The following is a 20,366-nucleotide window of genomic DNA, read 5'->3' as shown; positions in this document are numbered from 1 at the left end:
GTGACGGGGACGTTCACACTTGGATAAAGCCCGCGCCATCGGCGGGCCGGGGTCTGCCGATCCGGCGTCATAGAAGTTCACTTTATGCTGGCGGCATATTCCGACTTACAAGGCTTGGCCTGCCATCAGGGAAATCGGCAGGCCGCGGGACGGCCCGCCGATGGTGTGGGCCACCTGCGGCCTTGTCCCGCACCTTGGTGCAATACCAAACGACCGAAACACCCCAATTTCAAGCTGGCATGCGCGTCACATGCCCATGCCTGCAAGCCCCCTACAGGCCCTTGGACATCTGTTTGCGCATCAGCCAGCCCGCAGCCAGAACCGCCACGAACACAAACCCGATGATGATGGTCGCCAGCGCATTCACATCCGGACTGACCCCCAGCCTCACCTTGGAGAAAATGACCATCGGCAAGGTGGACGCCCCCGGCCCCGTCACGAAACTGGCAATCACCAGATCATCCAGCGACAAGGTGAATGCCAGCAGCCAGCCCGATACCAGCGCAGGCGTGATGACCGGCAGGGTAACGTCAAAAAACACCCGCACCGGCCCTGCCCCCAGATCGCGCGCGGCTTCCTCCAGCGAGTCGTCCATGCTGCGCAGCCGCGACTGCGCAATCACGGCCACAAATGCCGCGCAGAATGTCGTATGGGCAATAATCACTGTGACCAAACCCCGCCCCGCAGGCCAGCCAAGCGTCAGCTCCATGGAGATGAACAACAATAACAGCGACAAGCCGGTGATCACTTCGGGCATGACCAGCGGCGCTGTGATCATGCCTGTCAGCAACAAACGCCCCGTAAAGCGGCTGAACCGCGTCAGAACAAACGCACCCAGCGTGCCGATGACCGTGGCCAGTGTCGCGCTGAACAACGCCACTTTCAGGCTGACCCATGCCGCGCCCATGATCTGGCGGTCGTTCAGCAATTCGCCATACCACCGCGTCGAAAACCCGCCCCAGACGGTCACAAGGCGCGACTCGTTGAAGGAAAATACCACCAGCGAAATGATAGGCGCATATAGGAAGATGAACCCCAAAAGCACCGCCACCGGCAGGAACCATCCCCGCATCACTCTGTCCCCCGCCGGTTTTGCACCGATTGCAGCCACATGATTGGGGCAACGACCAGCACCAGCATGACAATCGCCACCGCCGAGGCCACTGGCCAGTCACGACTGCCGAAAAACTCATCCCACAGGACACGGCCAATCATAAGCGTATCCGGCCCGCCCAACAGCGCGGGAATCACATATTCCCCGATGGCCGGAATGAACACCAGCATGGACCCCGCCACGATGCCCGGCAATGACAGCGGCAAGGTGACCGTGAAGAATGTCACAACAGGAGAGGCGCCAAGATCACTGGCCGCTTCCAGAAGCGCGCCGTCCAGTTTGGTCAGGTTGGCATAGAGCGGCAGGATCATGAAAGGCAGATAGGTATAGACAATGCCGATATAGACCGCGAAATCAGTCTGCATCATCACCAGCGGCTGATCGATCACCCCCAACCCCATCAGCATGTTATTGATAACGCCATTGGTGCGCAAAAACCCCATCCACGCATAAACGCGCAACAGGAAACTGGTCCAGAACGGCAGGATAACCAACAACAGCAACAGTGACCGGCGCGGCTCGGGGGCGCGGGCGATGAAATAGGCCATCGGGTAGCCGATCAACAGCGCAAAAACCGTCGAGACAGCCGCAATCCTGATCGATGACAGATAGGCGTTGCGATACAGCGCATCCGTCAGCAGGAAACGGTAATTTTCCAGACTGGCAATGAATTCCAGCGACCCGTCAGGCCCGCGTTCGAACAGTGGGGTATAGGGCGGGCGGGCAATGATGGCCTCGGCCAGCGAAATGCGCCCCAGCACGAAAAACGGGGCCAGAAAGAACACCAGCAACCACAACATGGGAATCGCGATGACCAATGTGCGCCCCGACAGGCCCAGTTTCCCCATGGCCCATGCCGTGCCCCGCCACGGGACCGAGCGCGTGATGGCGTTCCCGCCACTCATTCCGTCAACACCCTGAAGGCGGCGGGTTGCACGCTGATCCAGACCTTTTCATCCCATGAAATGGGGTCTTCGTCGCGCAAACGGTTGGACTGGCTGGCGCGGATCAGCCGGCCGTTTTCCAGCCGGATGCGGTATTGCGTCATATGGCCGATATAGCCCATTTCCTCGACCACACCGGCCCATGCATTGCGCGCGCCCTCCAGGCGCTGGCGCGACAGGGCAAATCTCTCGGGGCGCACGCCCCCCCACACCTGCTGGCCGCGCGTCAACCCTGTTTGCGGCGGCACCAGCACAGGCCCGAGTTCCGCCGTTCCAATGCGCATCAGGTCGGGGGCAACGGCCTCTACGGTGCCTTCAAACAGGTTCACTGTGCCAATGAAATCGGCCACAAAACGGGAATTCGGCCGTTCATATATGTCCTGCGGTTCCCCGATTTGCTTGATAATCCCGTCCTTCATCACCCCGATGCGGGTCGCAAGGGTCATCGCTTCATCCTGATCATGGGTGACCACAATAAAGGTCACCCCAAGGCTTTCCTGAATCTTGATCAGTTCAAACTGCGTTTCCTCGCGCAGCTTCTTGTCCAATGCGCCCAGCGGTTCATCCAGCAACAGCAATTTGGGCCGTTTGACCAACGCGCGCGCAAGGGCGACGCGCTGGCGCTGGCCGCCCGACAACTGGTCGGGCTTGCGCCGTGCCAGCTTCTCCAGCTTGACCATTTTCAGCATCTCGCCCGCGCGGGCATAGGCTTCGCGCTTGCCCAGCCCTTCGCGCAGCAACCCGTAGGCCACGTTCTTTTCCACGCTCATATGCGGAAACAACGCATAGGATTGGAACATCATATTTGTGGGGCGCCGGTCCGGCGGCACCCGCGACATGTCTTCGCCGTCAATAACAATGCGCCCGCGTGTCGGGATCTCAAAACCGGCAAGCATACGCAGCAAGGTGGATTTTCCGCAGCCGGATTCCCCCAGCAGGCAGAACAATTCACCCTTGTATATTTCCAGATCCACATTTGACACGGCAGTGAAGTCGTCAAACTGCTTCAACAGTCCCTGCACCGAAACAAACGGTTCCGCACCGGCCTTGCGCCAGGGTTTGGTATCAGCAGCAATTGCGGGTTTTGACATGCCGTATTCCCGAACAAGGACCATATGAAATGCACCGCGGCCACATCAGTGCTGCAGCCGCGGTGGCGGGTGTTACTGGCCGGTGCGCAGCCGTGTCCACAGTCGTGTGCTCATCCGCTCGGTACGGTTGTCATAGGGCTGCAATGTCCAGAACCCTGCGCGCGCCGCCTCCGAAGGGTAGACTGTCGGATCATTCAAAACCGCCTCGTCAATCAACGGGGTCGATGCTGCATTCGCGTTGGGGAACATCACATAATTCGTGATATCGGCTGCAATCTGCGCATCCATAATGAAGTTGATAAACGCATGCGCCCCTTCGGGATTGGGGGCATCGGCGGGAATGGTCAGCATGTCGAACCACAAATGCGCCCCTTCATCGGGAATGGCATAGCCCACCTCGAAACTTTGGCCGGTTTCTGCCGCACGCTCGGCCGCTTGCAACACATCGCCCGACCACCCCACAGCAAGACAGATCTCGCCATTGGCCAGATCGGAAATATATTGCGAGGAATGGAAATACCGCACGGTCGGGCGCACTTGCAGCAGCATATCGGCAGCGGTGTTGAAATCCTCCTCCGAGGTCGAGGTGGGGTCCAGACCCAGATACCGCATTGCAGGCGGAATCAGTTCCTTTTCGGTATCAAGCCAGGCAATACCGCAATCCTGGAACAGCGCGGCCTTTTCAGGGTCGAACAGAATGGACCAGCTGTCCACGACATAATCCTCGCCCAGACGGTCCGCCACCGCCTGCGCGTTATAGCCGATCCCGGTCGTGCCCCAAAGATAGATGACAGAATGCTCGTTCTCCGGATCGAACGCGGCCGCCAACTCCATCAGGTCGGCGTCCATGTTCCCCAGATTGGGCAGCAGGTCGCGGTTCAACGGCTGATAGACGCCTGCCATGATCTGGCGCTGCATATAGTCCGATGTGGGCACCACAACATCGAATCCCGAAGACCCCGCAAGCATGCGCGCCTCCAGTGTGTCATTGGAATCAAACACGTCGTAATTCACGGTAATCCCGGTTTCGGCTGTGAATTTCTCGATCGTGTCGGGGGCGATATAATCGGACCAGTTAAAGACATTGATGCTGTTTGCCGCGACACTGCCGGCTTGAACGGCCATGGCGGCACTCACGGCAAGAATGAAACATTTGCTGCGCGCGCGATTGGATGCGGTCATTCTGATCTCCCTGTACTGGGCGGACACATGCTTGCAGCTCACCTGCCATGCGCAATGCCCCCGCTTCTTCTGTTCCCGCATTCGACAGGAAAACAGCCCGCCTTGGCAAGAGAGATTGTGAAACGACCCTGCAATCTGTGAACACGCCCCCGCGATCCGCGCGCGTTTCAGGCAGTCGGTAGGGCAGCCGGCCGGGCAGATGCCAAACTTGCTCAATCCCCGATTTTCAGAACAAGCTTGCCAATATGCGCCGAACTCTCCATGCGCGTATGTGCTGCGGCTGCCTGCGCCAGTGGAAATTCGCTGTCAATGACAGGGGCCAGACGACCGGCACAGAGGAGCGGCCAGACTTCGGCTTCCAGACAGGCCGCAATCGCGGCTTTCGCCGCATCCGATTGTGGCCGCAAGGTCGATCCGGTGATGCTCAGACGCCGCATCATCAATGGCGCAAAATTCACGGCAATTTTCGGACCTTGCAGAAATGCGATCTGCACCAGCCGCCCGTCCTCGGCCAGTGCCTTCAGATTGCGCGGAATGTAATCGCCGCCCACCATGTCCAGAATCAGGTTTGCGCCGCCTTCTGCTTGCAACACCGCCACGAAATCCTCTTCGCGGTAATTGATCGCGCGCTCTGCCCCAAGCCGGACACAGGCCGCACATTTCTCCTCGCTGCCCGCTGTCGCAAAGACGCGCGCGCCAAAGGCATGGGCCAGTTGAATGGCGGTCGTGCCGATCCCCGAAGATCCGCCATGCACCAGAAACCGCTCTCCTGCCTGCAAATGCCCGCGCATGAACACATTGGACCACACGGTAAAATATGTCTCTGGCAGGCAGGCCGCCGCCTTCAATGTCATACCATCCGGGACAGGCAGCACCTGCCCCGCATCCGTCACCGCGTATTCCGCATAGGCCCCGCCGGGAAACAGCGCACAGACCGCATCACCCGTTGCCCAGCGCGTGACACCCGGTCCCACGGCCACAACATGCCCCGCCCCTTCCAGACCGGGCAAGGGCGACGCGCCTGCGGGCGGGTCATAGGCACCTGCACGCTGCAAGGCATCAGGCCGGTTCACACCCGCATAGGCCAGCCGGATCACCACCTGCCCCGCGCCAGGAACCGGAACCGGACAGACCACCTCACGCAACACCTCCGGACCACCGGGGGCCGAAATCTCGATTGCGCGCATCATATGTGACATGGTCATGGTGTTTCTACCCGCTTCATCTTGCCCCAAATACTCCGGGGGGCAAGGGGGCAGCGCCCCCAAACCCCGCCGGATTTATGCCCCGGCACTTAACGCATAATCCCAATAAAGCTGCCGCGCGCGCAACCCCATGCGCGGCGTGCCCAGATCGCGGTCAAGATAGCGCGACACGGGCATCACCTTGGCAATATTGCCCGTGACGAAAATTTCTTCCGCAGCCTCGAAATCATCCAGCGTCAGGCTGGTCTCCACCACTTCAACGCCGTCCCCACGCAACAGCCCGATAACGCGCTGGCGGGTAATGCCGTTCAGGAACATGCCATTGGGGACCGGCGTGAACACCACACCATCGCGCAGCATGAACACATTGGTGGACGCGGTTTCGGCCACATGGCCCTCGACATCCAGCGACAGCGCATTGGAAAACCCGCGCGCGCGGGCATCCGCCATGATGCGCGCATTGTTGGCATAAAGCGATCCTGCCTTGGCCTCGGTCAGGGCCATATCGGGGCGCGGGCGGCAAAAAGGCGAGACTGTCAGCGAAAAACTGCCCGGTTCGGGCATGGCCAGTGCTTCGATGCAAATCGCAAATCCTGTGCTGTCGGGCACAGCGTCGATAATACCGGGCGCAGACTCGCGCGACCACATCATCGGGCGCAGATACAGGGCTGCATCGGGGGAGAAATGTTTGCAGCCTTCCTCCAGCAGCCCCTGAACAGTGTCTGCATCCACAGGCGGCACCATGCCCATCGCCTGCGCGGACCGGATGATACGCGCCGAATGCAGGTCCAGATCAGGACGTGCGCCGTCAAACTGGCGCGCGCCGTCAAACACTTGTGATCCCAGCCATGCGGCATGGTCGGCGGCCCCTATGATCGGGGCATTGCCTTTGTGCCACTGCCCCTCATACCAGGTTACAATTTCTTTTCCGACAGCCATCCAGCTTTCCCCGCATCATCCCGTAACCGGCGCAACCTGCGGCGCAAATGCGCGGGCGTCAACCCTGCGCGGGCGGGGTGGGGCGTGAATATCCGGGCAGGGTGTCGCGCAAATCGGGGGACGGGGCCTTGATGCAGGACAAAACCGCGCGCGGTCCGGCCAGAACTGTGCGCAACAACGGGTTGCGGTTTGCCGCGGCCTTCACCCGTTCAAACTGCATCACATCATCAATGCGCCGGTCCAGAAACGACCATGTTGCCTGTGCGCCGGTGCTGTCATCGCCCAGCCAGAACAGCACTGTGGCGGAATACACCCCCGACAATGTGGCGCGTTTGGTATACCAGTTCACATCTTGCGATGTATCGCCAAGGGCCGTCCATATCCGGTCTGCGGTGCCCCAGATCGCGCGCGCGCCATCCGCTGCATAGGGGGGCAGCGCGAAAAGTGTGGTGCCGCGCCGGACCAGTTCGCGGTCCTCGCAGGCTTCGATCCGCAGGCGCACCGCCGTGGCGATACGGTCCCGAAACCGCAAGTCGTGCAAATCCGATGCGGCCAGCCGCGCCAGCATCTGCGCATCACCCCGCTTGTGATAGGCCAGCGCAAGGTCCACACCGCCGCGCGGGAACAACGCTTTCGCATGGGCCATATCCATGCCCAGATCGCGCGCGGCAGCGCGCAGGCTGTCATCACTCCAGCCGTCAAAAGGGACATGGTTCAACGCTGCATCCAGCAAGGTTTCGGATTTATCGGTCATGTCGCCGCACCTTCCGTGTTTGCCTGTGTTGCTTCTATCTAGACATAGCACATCGTTTTTGCTATGCGAGCGCTTCCTGCACTATATGCAACTCTAACTTGGAAAGGTGGTGAAAACCACATGCAGGTATCGGTTCGTGATAACAATGTCGATCAGGCGCTTCGTGCACTGAAGAAAAAACTTCAGCGTGAAGGTGTGTTTCGTGAAATGAAACTTAAAGAGCATTTCGAGAAACCCTCCGAGAAGAAAGCCCGCGAGAAAGCAGAAGCGATCCGCCGTGCGCGCAAACTGGCACGCAAGAAGGCGCAACGCGAAGGTATGCTTTGATACGGCAGAACCACGACGGCGCGGGGAAACCCGTGCCTGTAATACGAACCCCCACAGGCCCGTCCTGCGGGGGTTTTTCTTTGTCTGACACGGTGGCCGCGCTGGCCATTCACAGGGCAATTCCGGCACTGACGCAGGGGCAATTCACCGATCCCGTCACGCAGGCTTGCCTTTACCCGGATTTTCCGTGTTAGTATTGCTGAAAACAAGCACCGTGACAGGGACCATGCCAGCGACGCCAGTAATAGAGATTCGCGATCTGCATAAATCCTATGGCACGCTTGATGTGCTGAAGGGCGTCAGCATCAACGCGCAAAAGGGCGATGTCGTATCGCTGATCGGGTCTTCTGGGTCGGGCAAATCCACACTTTTGCGGTGTTGCAACCTGCTGGAAGACAGCCAGCAAGGCGAAATCCTGTTTCAGGGCGAACCCGTGCGCTGGCGTGGGACCGGACACAGCCGCCAGCCAGCAGACCGCGCGCAGGTGACGCGCATTCGCACCAACCTGTCGATGGTATTCCAGAGTTTCAACCTGTGGGCGCATATGAGTGTGCTGCAAAATGTCATGGAAGCGCCGTTGCATGTGCTGAAACAGGACCGCGCAGAAGTTGAGACCCGCGCGCGCGCCCTGCTGGACAAGGTCGGTATTGGTGACAAGGCCGATGTGTTTCCCGCACAAATGTCGGGCGGGCAGCAACAGCGCGCAGCAATCGCGCGCGCGCTGTGTATGGAACCGGCGGCATTGCTGTTTGACGAACCCACATCCGCGCTGGACCCGGAACTGGAACAGGAAGTTGTGCGCGTGATCAAGGCGCTGGCACAGGAAGGGCGCACCATGCTGATTGTGACCCATGACATGCGGCTGGCGGCAGATGTGTCCGATCATGTGGTGTTCCTGCATGATGGCCGGATCGAGGAACAAGGTCCGCCCGCATCGCTGTTCAAAACCCCGCAATCCGCGCGGCTTAAGCAATTCCTCAGCCATACGCATGCGGCCTGAGGCAATATTCACCGATCCATAAGGGAGATTGACATGAAAACAACAAGTCTGACACTGGCCGCGCTGGCCTTGGCAACGTCCGGGGCCATGGCACAAGACGTGGTGCGCATGGGGTCCGAAGGCGCCTACCCCCCGTATAACTTCATCAATGACGCCACAGGCGAACTTGACGGCTATGAACGTGAACTGGGTGATGAAATCTGCCGCCGCGCGGAATTGAATTGCGAATGGGTCATCAATGACTGGGACACCATCATCCCGAATCTGGTGTCGGGCAATTACGACACCATCATGGCCGGCATGAGCATTACCGATGCCCGCATGGAAGTGATTTCCTTCACGCAGAACTATCTGCTGCCCGAACCCTCGGCCTATATCGGGCTGGCGGGAACCGACGAGTCCGTGCGCGACAGCGGCGTAATCGCGGCGCAGTCCAACACCATTCAGGCAGGCCATGTCGCCGAAGGGGATGCAGACCTGCTGGAATTCCCCACCCCGGACGAAACCATTTCCGCCCTGCGCAACGGCGAAGCGGACGCCGTGCTGGCAGACAAGGCGTTTCTGGCCCCCTATGTGGGTGATTCCGGTGGCGAACTGGTCTTTCTGGGCGATGACGTGTTGCTGGGCGGCGGAATCGGTGTCGGCGTGCGCCAAAGCGATGACAGCCTGCGCGAAACCCTTGATGCCGCGATTGCCAGCATGAAGGAAGACGGCACATTGAATGAAATGATCGTCAAATGGTTTGGCGACGAACACCCGCTGTTCGACTGATAGACCATAAGGCGGGGCGCGCGCATGCGCACCCCGCCTGTGGCCCCTGTGCGCGCGCATGTTCAGTTTTTGCACCGATCCGTCCAGCCTGCCGCAATGGCAGTGGTTCGCCTGTTATCTGACAAGCGCGACCCATCTTAATTTCTATCGTGCCTTCGGGGTGGTGTTGCTTTTGCTGGCGATCACCGCCCCCGCGGCCCTTGCCATGGGCATGGCGGGCGCTTTGGCGCTGCGCTCGCGCATTGCGCCCCTAAACTGGCTGGGCAAGGGGTATGTCAATATTGTGCGCGGTGTGCCCGATATCGTGTTCTTCCTGTTCGTGCCCATTGCCCTTGGGCAAGGGATAGAATGGGTCATGCACCAGATCAACTGCCCCGACTGGGACCAGCCCATCCGGCAGGGCAATGATTTCATTGTCTGCCGCGACGCAAAGGTGCCGCCGGTGAATTCGCCGCGCTGGGTCTATGATATCTATGCGTTTTTCATGGCGGTTGTCGCATTTGCGCTGGTGTTCGGAGCATTCGTGGCCAACACGCTTTACGGGGCCATGCGCGCGGTCCCACAGGCGCAGGTTGAGACCGCCGAGGCCTATGGCATGACACCGCGTCAGGCATTCCGGCGCATCGTCCTGCCGCAAATGTGGGTCTATGCGCTGCCGGGCCTGTCGAATATCTGGCAAATCCTGACCAAGGCCACGCCGCTTCTGTTCCTGCTGGGCATTCAGGACATTGTCTATTGGGCGCGCGAATTGGGCGGGCAGAAAACGTCACTTTTCACCTATCCCCATCCTGACTGGCGGGTGTGGTATTTCCTTGTTCTGTTGTGTTTCTACCTGACCCTGACATGGGCCAGCGAACGGGCATTCGCGCGGCTGAATGACAAGCTGTCGCGCGGTCAGGCGACTGCCGCAGGCGAACGCCAGCGAAAGGCCGCCGCATGAGGACATGTCTGGAAAGCATTCAGGGTTACGGGTTGCGGGCGCTGGGGCGGCAATATGGCGAAAACCTGTTGCCACGCGGCCTTGATATTACGCTATGCGACCAGATTTTCCTGATCGGCAGCGGGTTGATCTGGAACATCTATTTCGCGGCCATCGCCATCGGCATCGGTTTTTTTCTGGCTACAGGCGTGGCACTGGCCAAATTCAGCCAGAACCGCTGGATCAACCGCCCGGCATCGGCCTTTGTGTTCATCTTTCGCGGCTCGCCGCTGTTCATCCAGTTTTTCTTTTTCTATGCGCTTTTCATCCTGCTGCCGCGCACAGGTCTGGAAATTCCGCTGGGCTTCACCACGCTGACCATAAGCACCAGTGCGCTGACCACGGCACAGGTGGGCGGGCTGGTGGTTCTGGTGCTGAACACCACTGCCTATTCGGCCGAATTGTTTTACGGTGCGCTGCGGTCCATCCCCAAGGGCGATCTGGAAGCGGCTGACGCCTATGGCATGTCAGGCATAACCAAATTCCGGCGCGTTGTCTTTCCGTCCATGCTGCGGCTGGCATGGCCCAGCTACACCAATGAGGCGATCTTTCTGACGCATTCCACAACATTGGTATTCCTGTCGGCCTTCCCGGCACGCCAACAATCCGGCGAGGCATTCTATTACGCGCGCTATTTTGTGGACCAGACATTCAACCCGTTCGTGGCCTATCCGATTGTGGCGGCCTATTTCATCGCGCTGACCTTGGCCATTATCGGGTTATTCGCGCTGGCCAATTTGCGCCTGAACCGCCATCTTCCACGCGAACGCCGCCAGCGGTTGCGGTTTCGTCCCCAGTATATCCGTTAGAACATGGATACAGCGAAATTGCAGAATATCCGCATTGCCATTCCCGACCTGAACGGGCAGGCCCGCGCCAAACGGGTGCCGGCCGTGCAATATGAAAAACTGATGCGCGGCGACGCGAAAATGCCCCTTTCGGCGCTGAACCTTGATATCTGGGGCAACGACATCGCGGACAGTCCGCTGGTATTCCAAACCGGCGATGCAGACGGTTTTTTACGCCCGACCGAACGCGGGTTGCTGCCCATGCCATGGATCGGGCCGGACGCGGCCCTGCTGCCCATGAGCATGTATTATGAGGATGGCCGCCCCTTCGCAGGCGATGCGCGCCATGCGCTGGCACAGGTTGTGGCACGGCTGCACGCGCGCGGGCTGACGGCTGTGACGGCCACGGAACTGGAATTCTACCTGATCGATGACAGCGAAGCCGCCTACCGTCCCCCTGCCAGCCCCGTATCAGGGCGGCGCGCAACTGGCGCGGCAACCCTGTCGCTGCGCATGCTGGACGAATTCAACGCCTTCTTCGATGCGCTGTATAACGGCTGCGATGCGATGGGCATTGATGCCGATACCGCCACATCCGAGGCAGGACCGGGGCAGTTTGAAATCAACCTGAACCACGGGTCCGACCCGATGAGGATGGCGGACGACACATGGCTGTTCAAGCTGCTGGTGCGCAGGCTGGCCCGCCAGCATGGCATGGCCGCCAGTTTCATGGCCAAACCCTATGCGGGTGCATCCGGCAGCGGCATGCATTTGCATGCGTCCCTGCTGGACCGTGACGGGGTGAATATATTTGACAATGGCGGGCCGGATGGCAGCGCGGCCCTGCACCACGCCATTGCAGGCACGCTTTCCAGCATGGCAGATGCCACGCTGATTTTCGCGCCGCATGCCAACAGTTATGACCGCCTTGTCCCTGCTGCGCATGCGCCTACAGCCATTGCGTGGGGCTATGAAAACCGCACAGCGTCCGTGCGCGTGCCACTGGGGGCACCACGCGCGCGCAGGCTGGAACACCGCGTTGCCGGCGGCGATGTGAACCCCTATCTGGTGATGGCGGCAGTCTTGGGGGGGATGGCACTGGGCTTGGAAGACGGGCTTGCGCCGCCCGCCCCCATCAAGGGCGATGCCTATGCGCAGGACCTGCCGCAAATTCCCGCCACATGGCCCGAGGCGCTGGCCGCGTTTGAAGGGTCCGCCACCATGCGGCGTATTTTCGACCCCATGCTGATCGACAACATGATCCGTACCAAACGTCAGGAAATGGCCGCGGTGCAAGGGCTGGATGCGCAACAAGTGCTGGACCTGTATCTGGAAACTGTCTGACGCTATCCTTGCCCGCGCAATGCAACACTGATAAACTTGATCAAATTCCGAAAGTCCGCGAAAATGAAAATCGGCATTCTGCAAACCGGCCAGGCCCCGGATGTCTTGCGCAGCGAACTGGGGGACTATCCCGCAATGTTCGAAAGGCTGCTGGCCAAGGGCAATTTCACTTTTCAAACATGGCACGTCGAAGGCATGGACTTTCCGGCATCCATACATGACGCGGATGGATGGCTGATCACCGGATCGCGCCACGGGGTTTACGAGCCCCATGACTTCATCGCGCCGCTGGAACAGTTTATCCGCGACGCCTTCGGTGCGGAACTGCCGGTTGCCGGCATCTGCTTTGGTCACCAGATCATGGCGCAAGCCCTTGGCGGACAGGTCGGCAAATTTCAGGGCGGCTGGGCTGTTGGTGCGCAGGAGTATGATTTTGAAGGGAAAACCCTGACCCTGAACGCATGGCATCAGGATCAGGTACTGACACCGCCCCATGGTGCGCGCATCATCGCCAGCAATGAGTTCTGCCGCTATGCCGGACTGTCCTACAGCGACCACGCCTATTCGGTGCAGGCCCATCCGGAATTTTCCGACCGCTTCATTCAGGGGCTGATGGACACGCGCGGCAAGGGTGTCGTGCCCGAACCGTTGCTGGAACAGGCGCGGACCGCGCAAGGCGGGCCACGCGATTCCGATATCATTGCCGACCAGATTGTGGCACTTTTCCAACATCACGACCGAAAACGCAGCAGCGCACCCAGCGCGTGAACCCTGTAGGAGGCCCTATGGCCGAATGGAGAGACCAGATCCCCCAAACCGCGCGCGACTACCTTAGCGGGCGGCGGCTGGACGAGGTTGAATGCATCATCGCCGATATGGCCGGTGTGGCCCGTGGCAAGGCCATGCCCGCGTTCAAGTTTGACGGTGACACAAAATACTATCTGCCCACATCAATCTTTTTGCAGACAATCACAGGCGGTTGGGCAGAATTCCGTGACGGGGCCGATCTGGAACCCGACATGATCATGCGCCCTGATTTCTCGACGGCAACCGCAGCACCTTGGACCGCCGACTGGACCTTGCAGATCATCCATGACGCAGAAGACGCAAACGGCACCCCCATCCCGACAGCGCCGCGCAATGTGCTGAAGCATGTGCTGGACCTGTACCGCGCCGAAGGCTGGCAACCTGTGATCGCGCCCGAACTGGAATTCTTCTTCGTTGCGCGCAACACCGACCCCAACATGCCGATCATCCCCCCCATGGGCCGTACAGGGCGGCGCGCGGCGGCGCGGCAGGCCTATTCCATGTCCGCCGTGGACGAATACGGCAAGGTCATCGACGATATCTATGATTTCGCCGAGGCGATGGGGCTGGAAATTGACGGTATCCTGCAAGAAGGCGGCGCAGGACAGGTTGAAATCAATCTGGCCCATGGCAAACCGATCGAGCTGGCCGATCAGGTGTTCTATTTCAAACGCATGATCCGCGAAGCGGCCCTGCGCCATGACATGTTTGCCACCTTCATGGCCAAACCCATCGAGGGCGAGCCGGGCAGCGCCATGCATATCCACCATTCGGTGATCGACATCAAAACAGGTCAGAACCTGTTTTCCACCGAAACGGGCGAAAGCACCGAAATGTTCATGCATTTCATTGGTGGCTTGCAGCGGCACCTGCCGTCGGCAGTTGCGTTGATTGCGCCCTATGTGAACAGCTATCGCCGCTATGTCCCTGATTTCGCGGCCCCCATCAATCTGGAATGGGGCTATGACAATCGCACCACCGGCTTGCGGATTCCCATTTCATCGCCTGCATCGCGGCGTGTTGAAAACCGGCTGGCGGGGATGGATTGCAACCCTTACTTGGGTATCGCGGCCTCTCTCGCGTGCGGGTATCTGGGCCTGAAGGAAAAGCAGCACCCCCGCGAACAATGCACCACAAATGCCTATATGGACGCGAATGAACTGCCCATGACACTGGGCGCCGCGCTGGACATGTTCGGTCAGGCGGAAAAACTGCATTCCATCCTCGGGCCGGAGTTTTGCCGCATCTACAGCGCGGTCAAGCGCGACGAATATAACGAGTTCCTGCAAGTCATCAGCCCATGGGAACGCGAACATCTGCTGTTGAACGTATGAACCTGCTATTCGCCAATGATCGCGCGGGGGAATATCCGCCCAGCTATTACGCGGCATCCACGCCCCTGCCCCCGTCCCTGCCCGCACTTGCAGGCGGCCAGAGTGTGGATGTCTGCATCGTGGGCGCGGGATATACCGGCCTGTCGGCGGCGTTGCATTTGGCGCAGCGCGGCTACAGCGTGGCCGTGCTGGACGCGCATCGTGCGGGGTTCGGGGCATCGGGGCGCAATGGCGGGCAGGTCAGTTCCGGCCAGCGCATCGAGCAGGACGAGGTTGAACGCCTGTATGGTCGCGATGACGCCCGCAAGCTGTGGCAGATCGGCGAGGATGCGAAAGAACTGGTCAAACACCTGATCGCCACCCATGACATGGGAACCGGTTTTCGCCCCGGTGTAATACATGCAGACTGGAAGGCGCGCGATGTCCCCCATTCGCATGCCTATGCTGACAAGCTGGCGCGCGAATATGGCTATGATCAGGTTCAACCACTGGACCGCGCCCAGATCCGCGACATTATCCGCAGTGATGCCTATCAGGGCGGCGTGATTGACACGGGTGCGGGCCATGTGCATCCGCTGGCTTATGCACTGGGCCTTGCACGCGCGGCGCAGGCTGCGGGTGCGCAAATCTTCGAAAATTCTGTCGTGACGGATATCCAGCAAGGCACGCGCATCCGCGTCCTGACCGCTGGCGGGCATATTGACGCCGAACATGTCCTGCTGGCGGCAAATGGCTATCTTGGCGGGCTGGCCCCGCAAGTCGCGGCAAGGGTCATGCCGATCAATAACTTTATCGTGGCCACGGCCCCCCTGCCCCAAGGCACGGTCCTGACCCGTGACGTGGCGGTGGCAGACAGTAAATTCGTGATCAACTATTTCCGCATGTCGCGCGACGGGCGGCTGCTGTTTGGTGGCGGTGAAAGCTACGGATACCGGTTTCCGGATATCCTGAAAACCGTGCGCAAACCCATGCTGGAGGTGTTTCCGCAGCTGCGCGACACGCCAATCGACTATGCATGGGGCGGCACACTGGCCATTACCGTCAACCGCATGCCCCATTTCGTGCGACTGGCCCCGAACATACTGTCCGCGTCGGGCTATTCGGGCGCGGGTGTCGGCATGGCGACAATGGCGGGGCGTATCATGGCCGATACGGTCGCGGGGCAGGCAGAACAGTTCGACCTGATGGCCGCGCTGAACCTGCCACGCTTTCCGGGCGGTTCGGCCCTGCGCAGCCCGCTGCTGGCCCTGGCGATGACCTGGTATGCGCTGCGCGACCGGCTGGGGCGTTGATTACTTGTCCATGCCCGACAGTTTACTTTGCAATTCTGCCAGTTGACGCTTGATGTCGGACAGTTCCTGCGACGCGGATTTTTCGTCATCGGCTTCTGCCGCACCGGCAACAGGCGGCCATCCCGTCATCATCGTTTTCATGAAGGCTTGTTGCTGGCGTTGCATTTCTTCGAATCCGGGCATGGCGGCCATCGGATTGGCGCGGGTCATGTTTTCAACGATATGCGACTGGCCATCGCGCAGCATTTCAAATGACATTGCAAGGAACTGCGGAACAACGCTTTGCGCCTGCGTGGTGTAGCTGCGCACCAGATCGGTCAGCACATCCAGCGGCAGGACATTCTCGCCCCGGCTTTCATGTTCTGCAATGATTTGCAGCAGATACTGCCGCGTCAGATCATCCCCCGATTTCAGGTCGACAATCTGCACTTCACGTCCCGCACGGATGAAACCCGCGATATCTTCAAGGGTCACATAATCACTGGTTTCGGTATTGTATAACCGGCGGCTGGCGTAACGCTTGATAAGCAGCGGTTTGTCGTCTTGGGCCACGAGCGTCCCTCCCTCGGGTTTTGCACTGCAGCAACACTAGGCGAGCAGGATGCAAAAGAAAAGGGCGAGCATGACGCTCGCCCTTTGTGAAGGCATAAGACGGGGAGGAGACATCTATGTCCTTCAGAAAGCCGTAGGCACTTATTTCGCGCCAGCGGTTTTGGCAGCTTTGGTTGCTGTGTCGGTTGCTTTCTTGACAGCAGCAGCAGTTTCTTCCTGCATGTCCTTGCCGGCAGCCATCAGCAGCTCAACAGTGTCCATCTGCACTTTTTTCGCGATTTCAGCGAAAGCGGCAACATGTTCAGCAGCCATTTCAGCTTGGGCCGATGCGAAATCGGTCATGGCTTTGGAATAATCTGCGGGGTCTTCCTTGATGGTGGACACGTCACCAACTTTGGCCAGGGTGCTTTTGGTCCATTTGGTAGAAACTTCGGTGGACTTTTCAGCGGCTTCCAAAGCGACTTTGCTCATTTTCTCGGCCAGCGCTGCTTGCGATTTGAACGCGTCCTGCATTGCGCTTGTGTCCATCGGGAATGCGCCCATCATGTCTTTCATCATTTTGGTATAGTCAACGGTCTTGCTCATGGTATTTCTCCTAGATTGAACTGACTTGCAGTTTCAGGATCATCCGTTCGCTGCATCTGCAAACAATATGCATGCTGCACTGCGGCATTTCAAGATTTATTTGCTGCACTGCGGCATTTTTCTTGCCATCCAGAAATAACCCTATGACATATCATCATTTTTGGAACTGATAACATACTGCCCCGGCGCATCACCCAAGGCGGGATAGGCCGAATCACCGGGAATGCGCGCCGCCACCTTCGCGCCGGAACGCTTTGACAGCCAGCCATCCCACCGCGGCCACCACGACCCGTCATTGAAGTCTGCCGCCGCTTTCCAGTCGTCGGGGCTGCCTTCTGGCGGGGTGCCGGTATAGTGGCCGTATTTCTTCTTGGAGGGCGGGTTGATGATCCCTGCGATATGTCCTGATTGGGACAAAATGAACGTCTTGTCCTTGCTGCCCATCTTGGACATCCCGCGAAAACTGGACCGCCATGCGGCGATATGATCGGTTTCGCACGCAATCGCGCATAAGGGGTGTTTGACATCCTTGATGCTGACGTCTTCGCCGCAAATGGCAAAACTGGCGGACGCAAACCGGTCGTGCTGGCACAATCCGCGCAAGTATTCCACGCACATCCGCCCCGGCAGGTTGGTGCCATCGCCATTCCAATATAGCAAATCGAACGCGGGCGGTGCCTCGCCCATCATATAGCTGCGGATTGCGGGGGTATAAATCAGGTCATTGGACCGCAGGAAGGAAAACGTGCGCGACATGAAGAAGCTGTCCAGATAGCCATTCTCGTTGCATTCGGCCTCGATCCCGTCAACGAAGTCATCTTCAAGAAATACACCCACTTCGCCCTGATCCGAAAAATCGGTCAATGTGGTGAAAAACGTGGCTGATCGGACGGATTTGTCCTTGCGCTTGTTCATCAGTGCCAGAACCAGCGACAGGGTTGTGCCCGCAATGCAATATCCCACCGCATTGACCTGCGCTTCGCCGGTGATCTCCTTGGCCACGCGAATGGCTTCCAGATAGCCTTCCTCGACATAGGTATCCATGCCCGCATCGGCATAGCTGGCGTCTGGGTTCACCCAGGACACCACGAACAGCGTATAGCCCTGATCCACAATCCATTTGATCAGGCTGTTTTGCGACTTCAGATCCATGATATAGAACTTGTTGATCCATGGCGGAAAAATAACCACCGGCGTGCGATACACCTTCTCGGTTGTGGGGGTGTACTGGATCAGTTCGAACATGCGGTTGCGAAACACCACCTTGCCGGGGGTGGTCGCCAAATTCTCGCCGACCTTGAAGGCTTCCTTGTCGGCCAGACTGACCAGCAATTCACCGCCCCCCGCCTCTATGTCATGGACAAGGTTTTCCAACCCCTTGATCAGACTTTCGCCTTCGGTTTCGACCGCTTTCATCAGGGCATCGGGATTGGTCGCCAGAAAATTCGTGGGTGCCATCATATCCACGATCTGTTGCGTGAAATACTGAAGGCGCTTCTTCTCTCGCGGGGTCATGGTGTCCAGCGCAAGCACCGCATCATTCACCGCCTCGCTGGCCATAAGATACTGTTGCTTGATGTAGTTGAAATACGGGTGCGTTTTCCAAAGCGGGTTGGCAAAACGGCGATCAGCTTGTGTATGGTCCTCGGGGGCCTGCAACTTGCCGCTGCGCAGCGCTTCTTGCGCCTCGACCGCATGTTTCAGGGATCTACCCCAATAATCCAGCTGTTTTTCCAGTATCTTGGACGGGTTCTTGACCATTTCGGTCCAGAACGCGGCTGTCGCTTGCACAAATATGTCCGAATCGGGGGCCTGAAGGCTGGCGCGGGGCTGTTCGCGCTGGGCAAGGGCATTGGTCAGGCGCGCTGTAAGTTCCTCGATGCGTGCCATATTTGCCTTCATACGCTCGGCTTTTTGGTGGTCCTCATATTCAGAAGTTGTCATAGAAAGATTTCCCCCGTATCCTTCGCAAGTGCAGCATAAGGTAGCTGGTCGTTAAGTAAATACGCGTATACTCGTTTTGAGTCGGGTATGTCGGGCACCGTGAAAGGGACTGATATGAAGGGCATGGCAACCTATGATATGATGGAAACCATCCGAAACACGAATGAATGGATGGGCGCGTCTGCGCGCGCTTTTGCATCATACCCGATCTGGGGCATGGTTCCAAACCCGATGTTCAAGGCGCTTTCTGCTTGGGGGCGGGTCACCGAACGCAGTTTTGCGCGGATGGTTATCAAGCCGGACTGGGGCATCCGGTCGGTTGTGGGCGATGACGGGCGCGACCATGTGGTCGAAGAAGTGGTCGCTGTGAAACGCCCCTTCGGCGATCTGTTGCATTTCAAGGTGCATGACCGCCCCGAAAAACCCCGCCGCGTGCTGCTGGTCGCCCCCATGTCGGGCCATTATGCGACCCTGCTGCGCTCGACCGTGGCCAGTTTGCTGCCCGATTGCGAGGTGTGGATCACGGATTGGCACAATGCGCGCGATATCCCCGTATCGGAAGGCAAATTCGATGTTGAGGATTACACGCTGTATCTGGTCGATTTCATGCGCCATCTGGGGCCGGATACACATGTGCTGGCCGTGTGCCAGCCTGTGCCGCTGGCGCTGGCGGCAACGGCCTATCTGGCCGAGCTGGACCCCGACGCACAACCCCGCACCCTGACACTGACCGGCGGGCCGGTAGACCCCGACGCCGCCCCGACCGAAGTCACCGATTTCGGGCGCAGCGTCACAATGGGCCAGCTGGAACATCTGGCCATTCAGCGTGTGGGCTTCAAATATCGCGGTGTCGGGCGGCTTGTCTATCCCGGCTTGTTGCAGTTGGGCGGCTTCATCTCCATGAATCTGGAACGCCATGCGACAGCCTTTTCCGAAAAGATCTCTGCCGCCGCCCGCGGCGAGGATGGCGAAAGCGACAAGCACAACCGCTTTTATGACGAATACCTTGCCGTCATGGATATGACTGCCGAATTCTACTTGTCCACGGTTGAACGCATCTTCAAGGATCGCGAGATTGCGCGCAATGCGTTTGTTGTGGATGGCCACAAGGTTGATATGGGCAAGATCACCAATGTCGCCGTCAAGGTTGTCGAGGGTGAAAAGGATGACATCAGCGCACCCGGCCAGTGTCTGGCCGCGCTTGACCTGCTGACAGGGCTGAAAGACAGCCAGAAGGCCAGCCATCTGGAACCGGGTGCCGGTCATTACGGTATTTTTGCGGGCAAATCCTGGCGCAACAACATCCGCCCGCTGGTGATGGAATTCATGGACGCCCATTCCGGCCCGACCGATGGCAAGGCCACGCTGAAGGCCGTGGCCGCGAACGGTTAATCTGTTACCGACAGACACGACA

20 protein-coding genes are annotated in these 20,366 nt (G+C 59.1%); 10 read left to right on the top strand and 10 right to left on the bottom strand.

Translation table 11 applies throughout. The features are described from left to right. Nucleotides 1-271: 271 nt before the first annotated feature. The 7 genes from ACTIE1_RS06645 to ACTIE1_RS06615 form a co-directional block, all read right to left on the bottom strand. The gene (locus ACTIE1_RS06645) at nt 272-1,072 is read right to left on the bottom strand and encodes an ABC transporter permease subunit (protein ID WP_439561034.1); all 801 of its coding nucleotides are present in this window, start codon (nt 1,070-1,072) and stop codon (nt 272-274) included. Continuing rightward, the gene (locus tag ACTIE1_RS06640) at nt 1,072-1,962 is read right to left on the bottom strand and encodes an ABC transporter permease subunit (protein WP_439561189.1); all 891 of its coding nucleotides are present in this window, start codon (nt 1,960-1,962) and stop codon (nt 1,072-1,074) included. Before ACTIE1_RS06640 ends, ACTIE1_RS06645 begins: the two co-directional genes overlap by 1 nt. A 53-nt stretch (nt 1,963-2,015) precedes the next feature. Then, the gene (locus tag ACTIE1_RS06635) at nt 2,016-3,149 is read right to left on the bottom strand and encodes an ABC transporter ATP-binding protein (RefSeq protein ID WP_439561035.1); all 1,134 of its coding nucleotides are present in this window, start codon (nt 3,147-3,149) and stop codon (nt 2,016-2,018) included. Nucleotides 3,150-3,221: 72 nt separating this feature from the next. Next, nucleotides 3,222-4,331 (bottom strand): polyamine ABC transporter substrate-binding protein, encoded by a 1,110-nt coding sequence (locus ACTIE1_RS06630; RefSeq protein WP_439561036.1) that lies wholly within the window; start codon nt 4,329-4,331, stop codon nt 3,222-3,224. Nucleotides 4,332-4,543: 212 nt separating this feature from the next. Next, the gene (locus ACTIE1_RS06625) at nt 4,544-5,530 is read right to left on the bottom strand and encodes an NAD(P)H-quinone oxidoreductase (RefSeq protein ID WP_439561190.1); all 987 of its coding nucleotides are present in this window, start codon (nt 5,528-5,530) and stop codon (nt 4,544-4,546) included. An 81-nt stretch (nt 5,531-5,611) separates the two neighbouring features. Beyond that, nucleotides 5,612-6,475, bottom strand: a complete 864-nt coding sequence (locus ACTIE1_RS06620; RefSeq protein WP_439563311.1) for a branched-chain amino acid aminotransferase — start codon at nt 6,473-6,475, stop codon at nt 5,612-5,614. A 58-nt stretch (nt 6,476-6,533) separates the two neighbouring features. After that, nucleotides 6,534-7,229, bottom strand: a complete 696-nt coding sequence (locus tag ACTIE1_RS06615; protein ID WP_439561038.1) for a COQ9 family protein — start codon at nt 7,227-7,229, stop codon at nt 6,534-6,536. 120 nt (nt 7,230-7,349) lie between these two features. Between ACTIE1_RS06615 and rpsU the strand changes: the two genes are divergently transcribed. The 9 genes from rpsU to ACTIE1_RS06570 all read left to right on the top strand — a co-directional run bounded on the left by rpsU (nt 7,350) and on the right by ACTIE1_RS06570 (nt 15,871). Then, on the top strand, nt 7,350-7,556 hold the full coding sequence (gene rpsU / locus ACTIE1_RS06610) for a 30S ribosomal protein S21 (RefSeq protein ID WP_274350468.1): 207 nt from the start codon (nt 7,350-7,352) through the stop codon (nt 7,554-7,556). Between the two features lie 226 nt (nt 7,557-7,782). Next, the gene (locus tag ACTIE1_RS06605; protein ID WP_439561039.1) at nt 7,783-8,556 is read left to right on the top strand and encodes an ABC transporter ATP-binding protein; all 774 of its coding nucleotides are present in this window, start codon (nt 7,783-7,785) and stop codon (nt 8,554-8,556) included. Between the two features lie 33 nt (nt 8,557-8,589). Continuing rightward, nucleotides 8,590-9,327, top strand: coding sequence for a transporter substrate-binding domain-containing protein (locus tag ACTIE1_RS06600; RefSeq protein ID WP_439561040.1), 738 nt, complete (start codon nt 8,590-8,592; stop codon nt 9,325-9,327). A 58-nt stretch (nt 9,328-9,385) separates the two neighbouring features. Further along, the gene (locus tag ACTIE1_RS06595; RefSeq protein ID WP_439561041.1) at nt 9,386-10,267 is read left to right on the top strand and encodes an ABC transporter permease; all 882 of its coding nucleotides are present in this window, start codon (nt 9,386-9,388) and stop codon (nt 10,265-10,267) included. Then, nucleotides 10,264-11,115 carry an ABC transporter permease gene (locus ACTIE1_RS06590; protein WP_439561042.1) on the top strand — a complete coding sequence of 284 codons (852 nt, stop codon included), beginning with the start codon at nt 10,264-10,266 and terminating at the stop codon, nt 11,113-11,115. The genes ACTIE1_RS06595 and ACTIE1_RS06590 overlap by 4 nt, the downstream gene beginning before the upstream one ends. 3 nt (nt 11,116-11,118) lie before the next feature. Continuing rightward, a complete protein-coding gene (locus tag ACTIE1_RS06585) occupies nt 11,119-12,438 on the top strand; it encodes a glutamine synthetase family protein (RefSeq protein WP_439561043.1) in 1,320 nt (439 codons plus the stop codon). 63 nt (nt 12,439-12,501) lie between these two features. After that, nucleotides 12,502-13,206 carry a type 1 glutamine amidotransferase gene (locus ACTIE1_RS06580; RefSeq protein ID WP_439561044.1) on the top strand — a complete coding sequence of 235 codons (705 nt, stop codon included), beginning with the start codon at nt 12,502-12,504 and terminating at the stop codon, nt 13,204-13,206. Nucleotides 13,207-13,223: 17 nt separating this feature from the next. Then, nucleotides 13,224-14,579: a glutamine synthetase family protein gene (locus tag ACTIE1_RS06575; protein ID WP_439561045.1), complete on the top strand. Its 1,356-nt coding sequence runs from the start codon at nt 13,224-13,226 to the stop codon at nt 14,577-14,579. Next, entirely contained in the window at nt 14,576-15,871 is a 1,296-nt protein-coding gene (locus ACTIE1_RS06570; protein ID WP_439561191.1) for an NAD(P)/FAD-dependent oxidoreductase, read from the top strand. The genes ACTIE1_RS06575 and ACTIE1_RS06570 overlap by 4 nt, the downstream gene beginning before the upstream one ends. On the opposite strand, the gene phaR is transcribed toward ACTIE1_RS06570, so the two are convergent. From phaR to ACTIE1_RS06555, 3 genes are all read right to left on the bottom strand, one after another. Then, entirely contained in the window at nt 15,872-16,423 is a 552-nt protein-coding gene (gene phaR / locus ACTIE1_RS06565; protein WP_439561046.1) for a polyhydroxyalkanoate synthesis repressor PhaR, read from the bottom strand. 141 nt (nt 16,424-16,564) lie between these two features. Continuing rightward, nucleotides 16,565-17,008 (bottom strand): phasin, PhaP, encoded by a 444-nt coding sequence (locus ACTIE1_RS06560; RefSeq protein WP_439561047.1) that lies wholly within the window; start codon nt 17,006-17,008, stop codon nt 16,565-16,567. A 141-nt stretch (nt 17,009-17,149) separates the two neighbouring features. Then, a complete protein-coding gene (locus ACTIE1_RS06555; protein WP_439561048.1) occupies nt 17,150-18,952 on the bottom strand; it encodes a PHA/PHB synthase family protein in 1,803 nt (600 codons plus the stop codon). A 114-nt stretch (nt 18,953-19,066) separates the two neighbouring features. Here ACTIE1_RS06555 and phaZ point away from each other — a divergent pair, with 114 nt between their 5' ends. After that, nucleotides 19,067-20,344, top strand: coding sequence for a polyhydroxyalkanoate depolymerase (phaZ, locus tag ACTIE1_RS06550; protein ID WP_439561049.1), 1,278 nt, complete (start codon nt 19,067-19,069; stop codon nt 20,342-20,344). Nucleotides 20,345-20,366: the final 22 nt, after the last annotated feature.

It is taken from the genome of Roseinatronobacter sp., assembly GCF_051859525.1.
Classification (GTDB): domain Bacteria; phylum Pseudomonadota; class Alphaproteobacteria; order Rhodobacterales; family Rhodobacteraceae; genus Roseinatronobacter.
The sequence above is the reverse complement of the archived record's forward strand: the minus strand, read 5'-3'. Positions and strand labels throughout refer to the sequence as shown.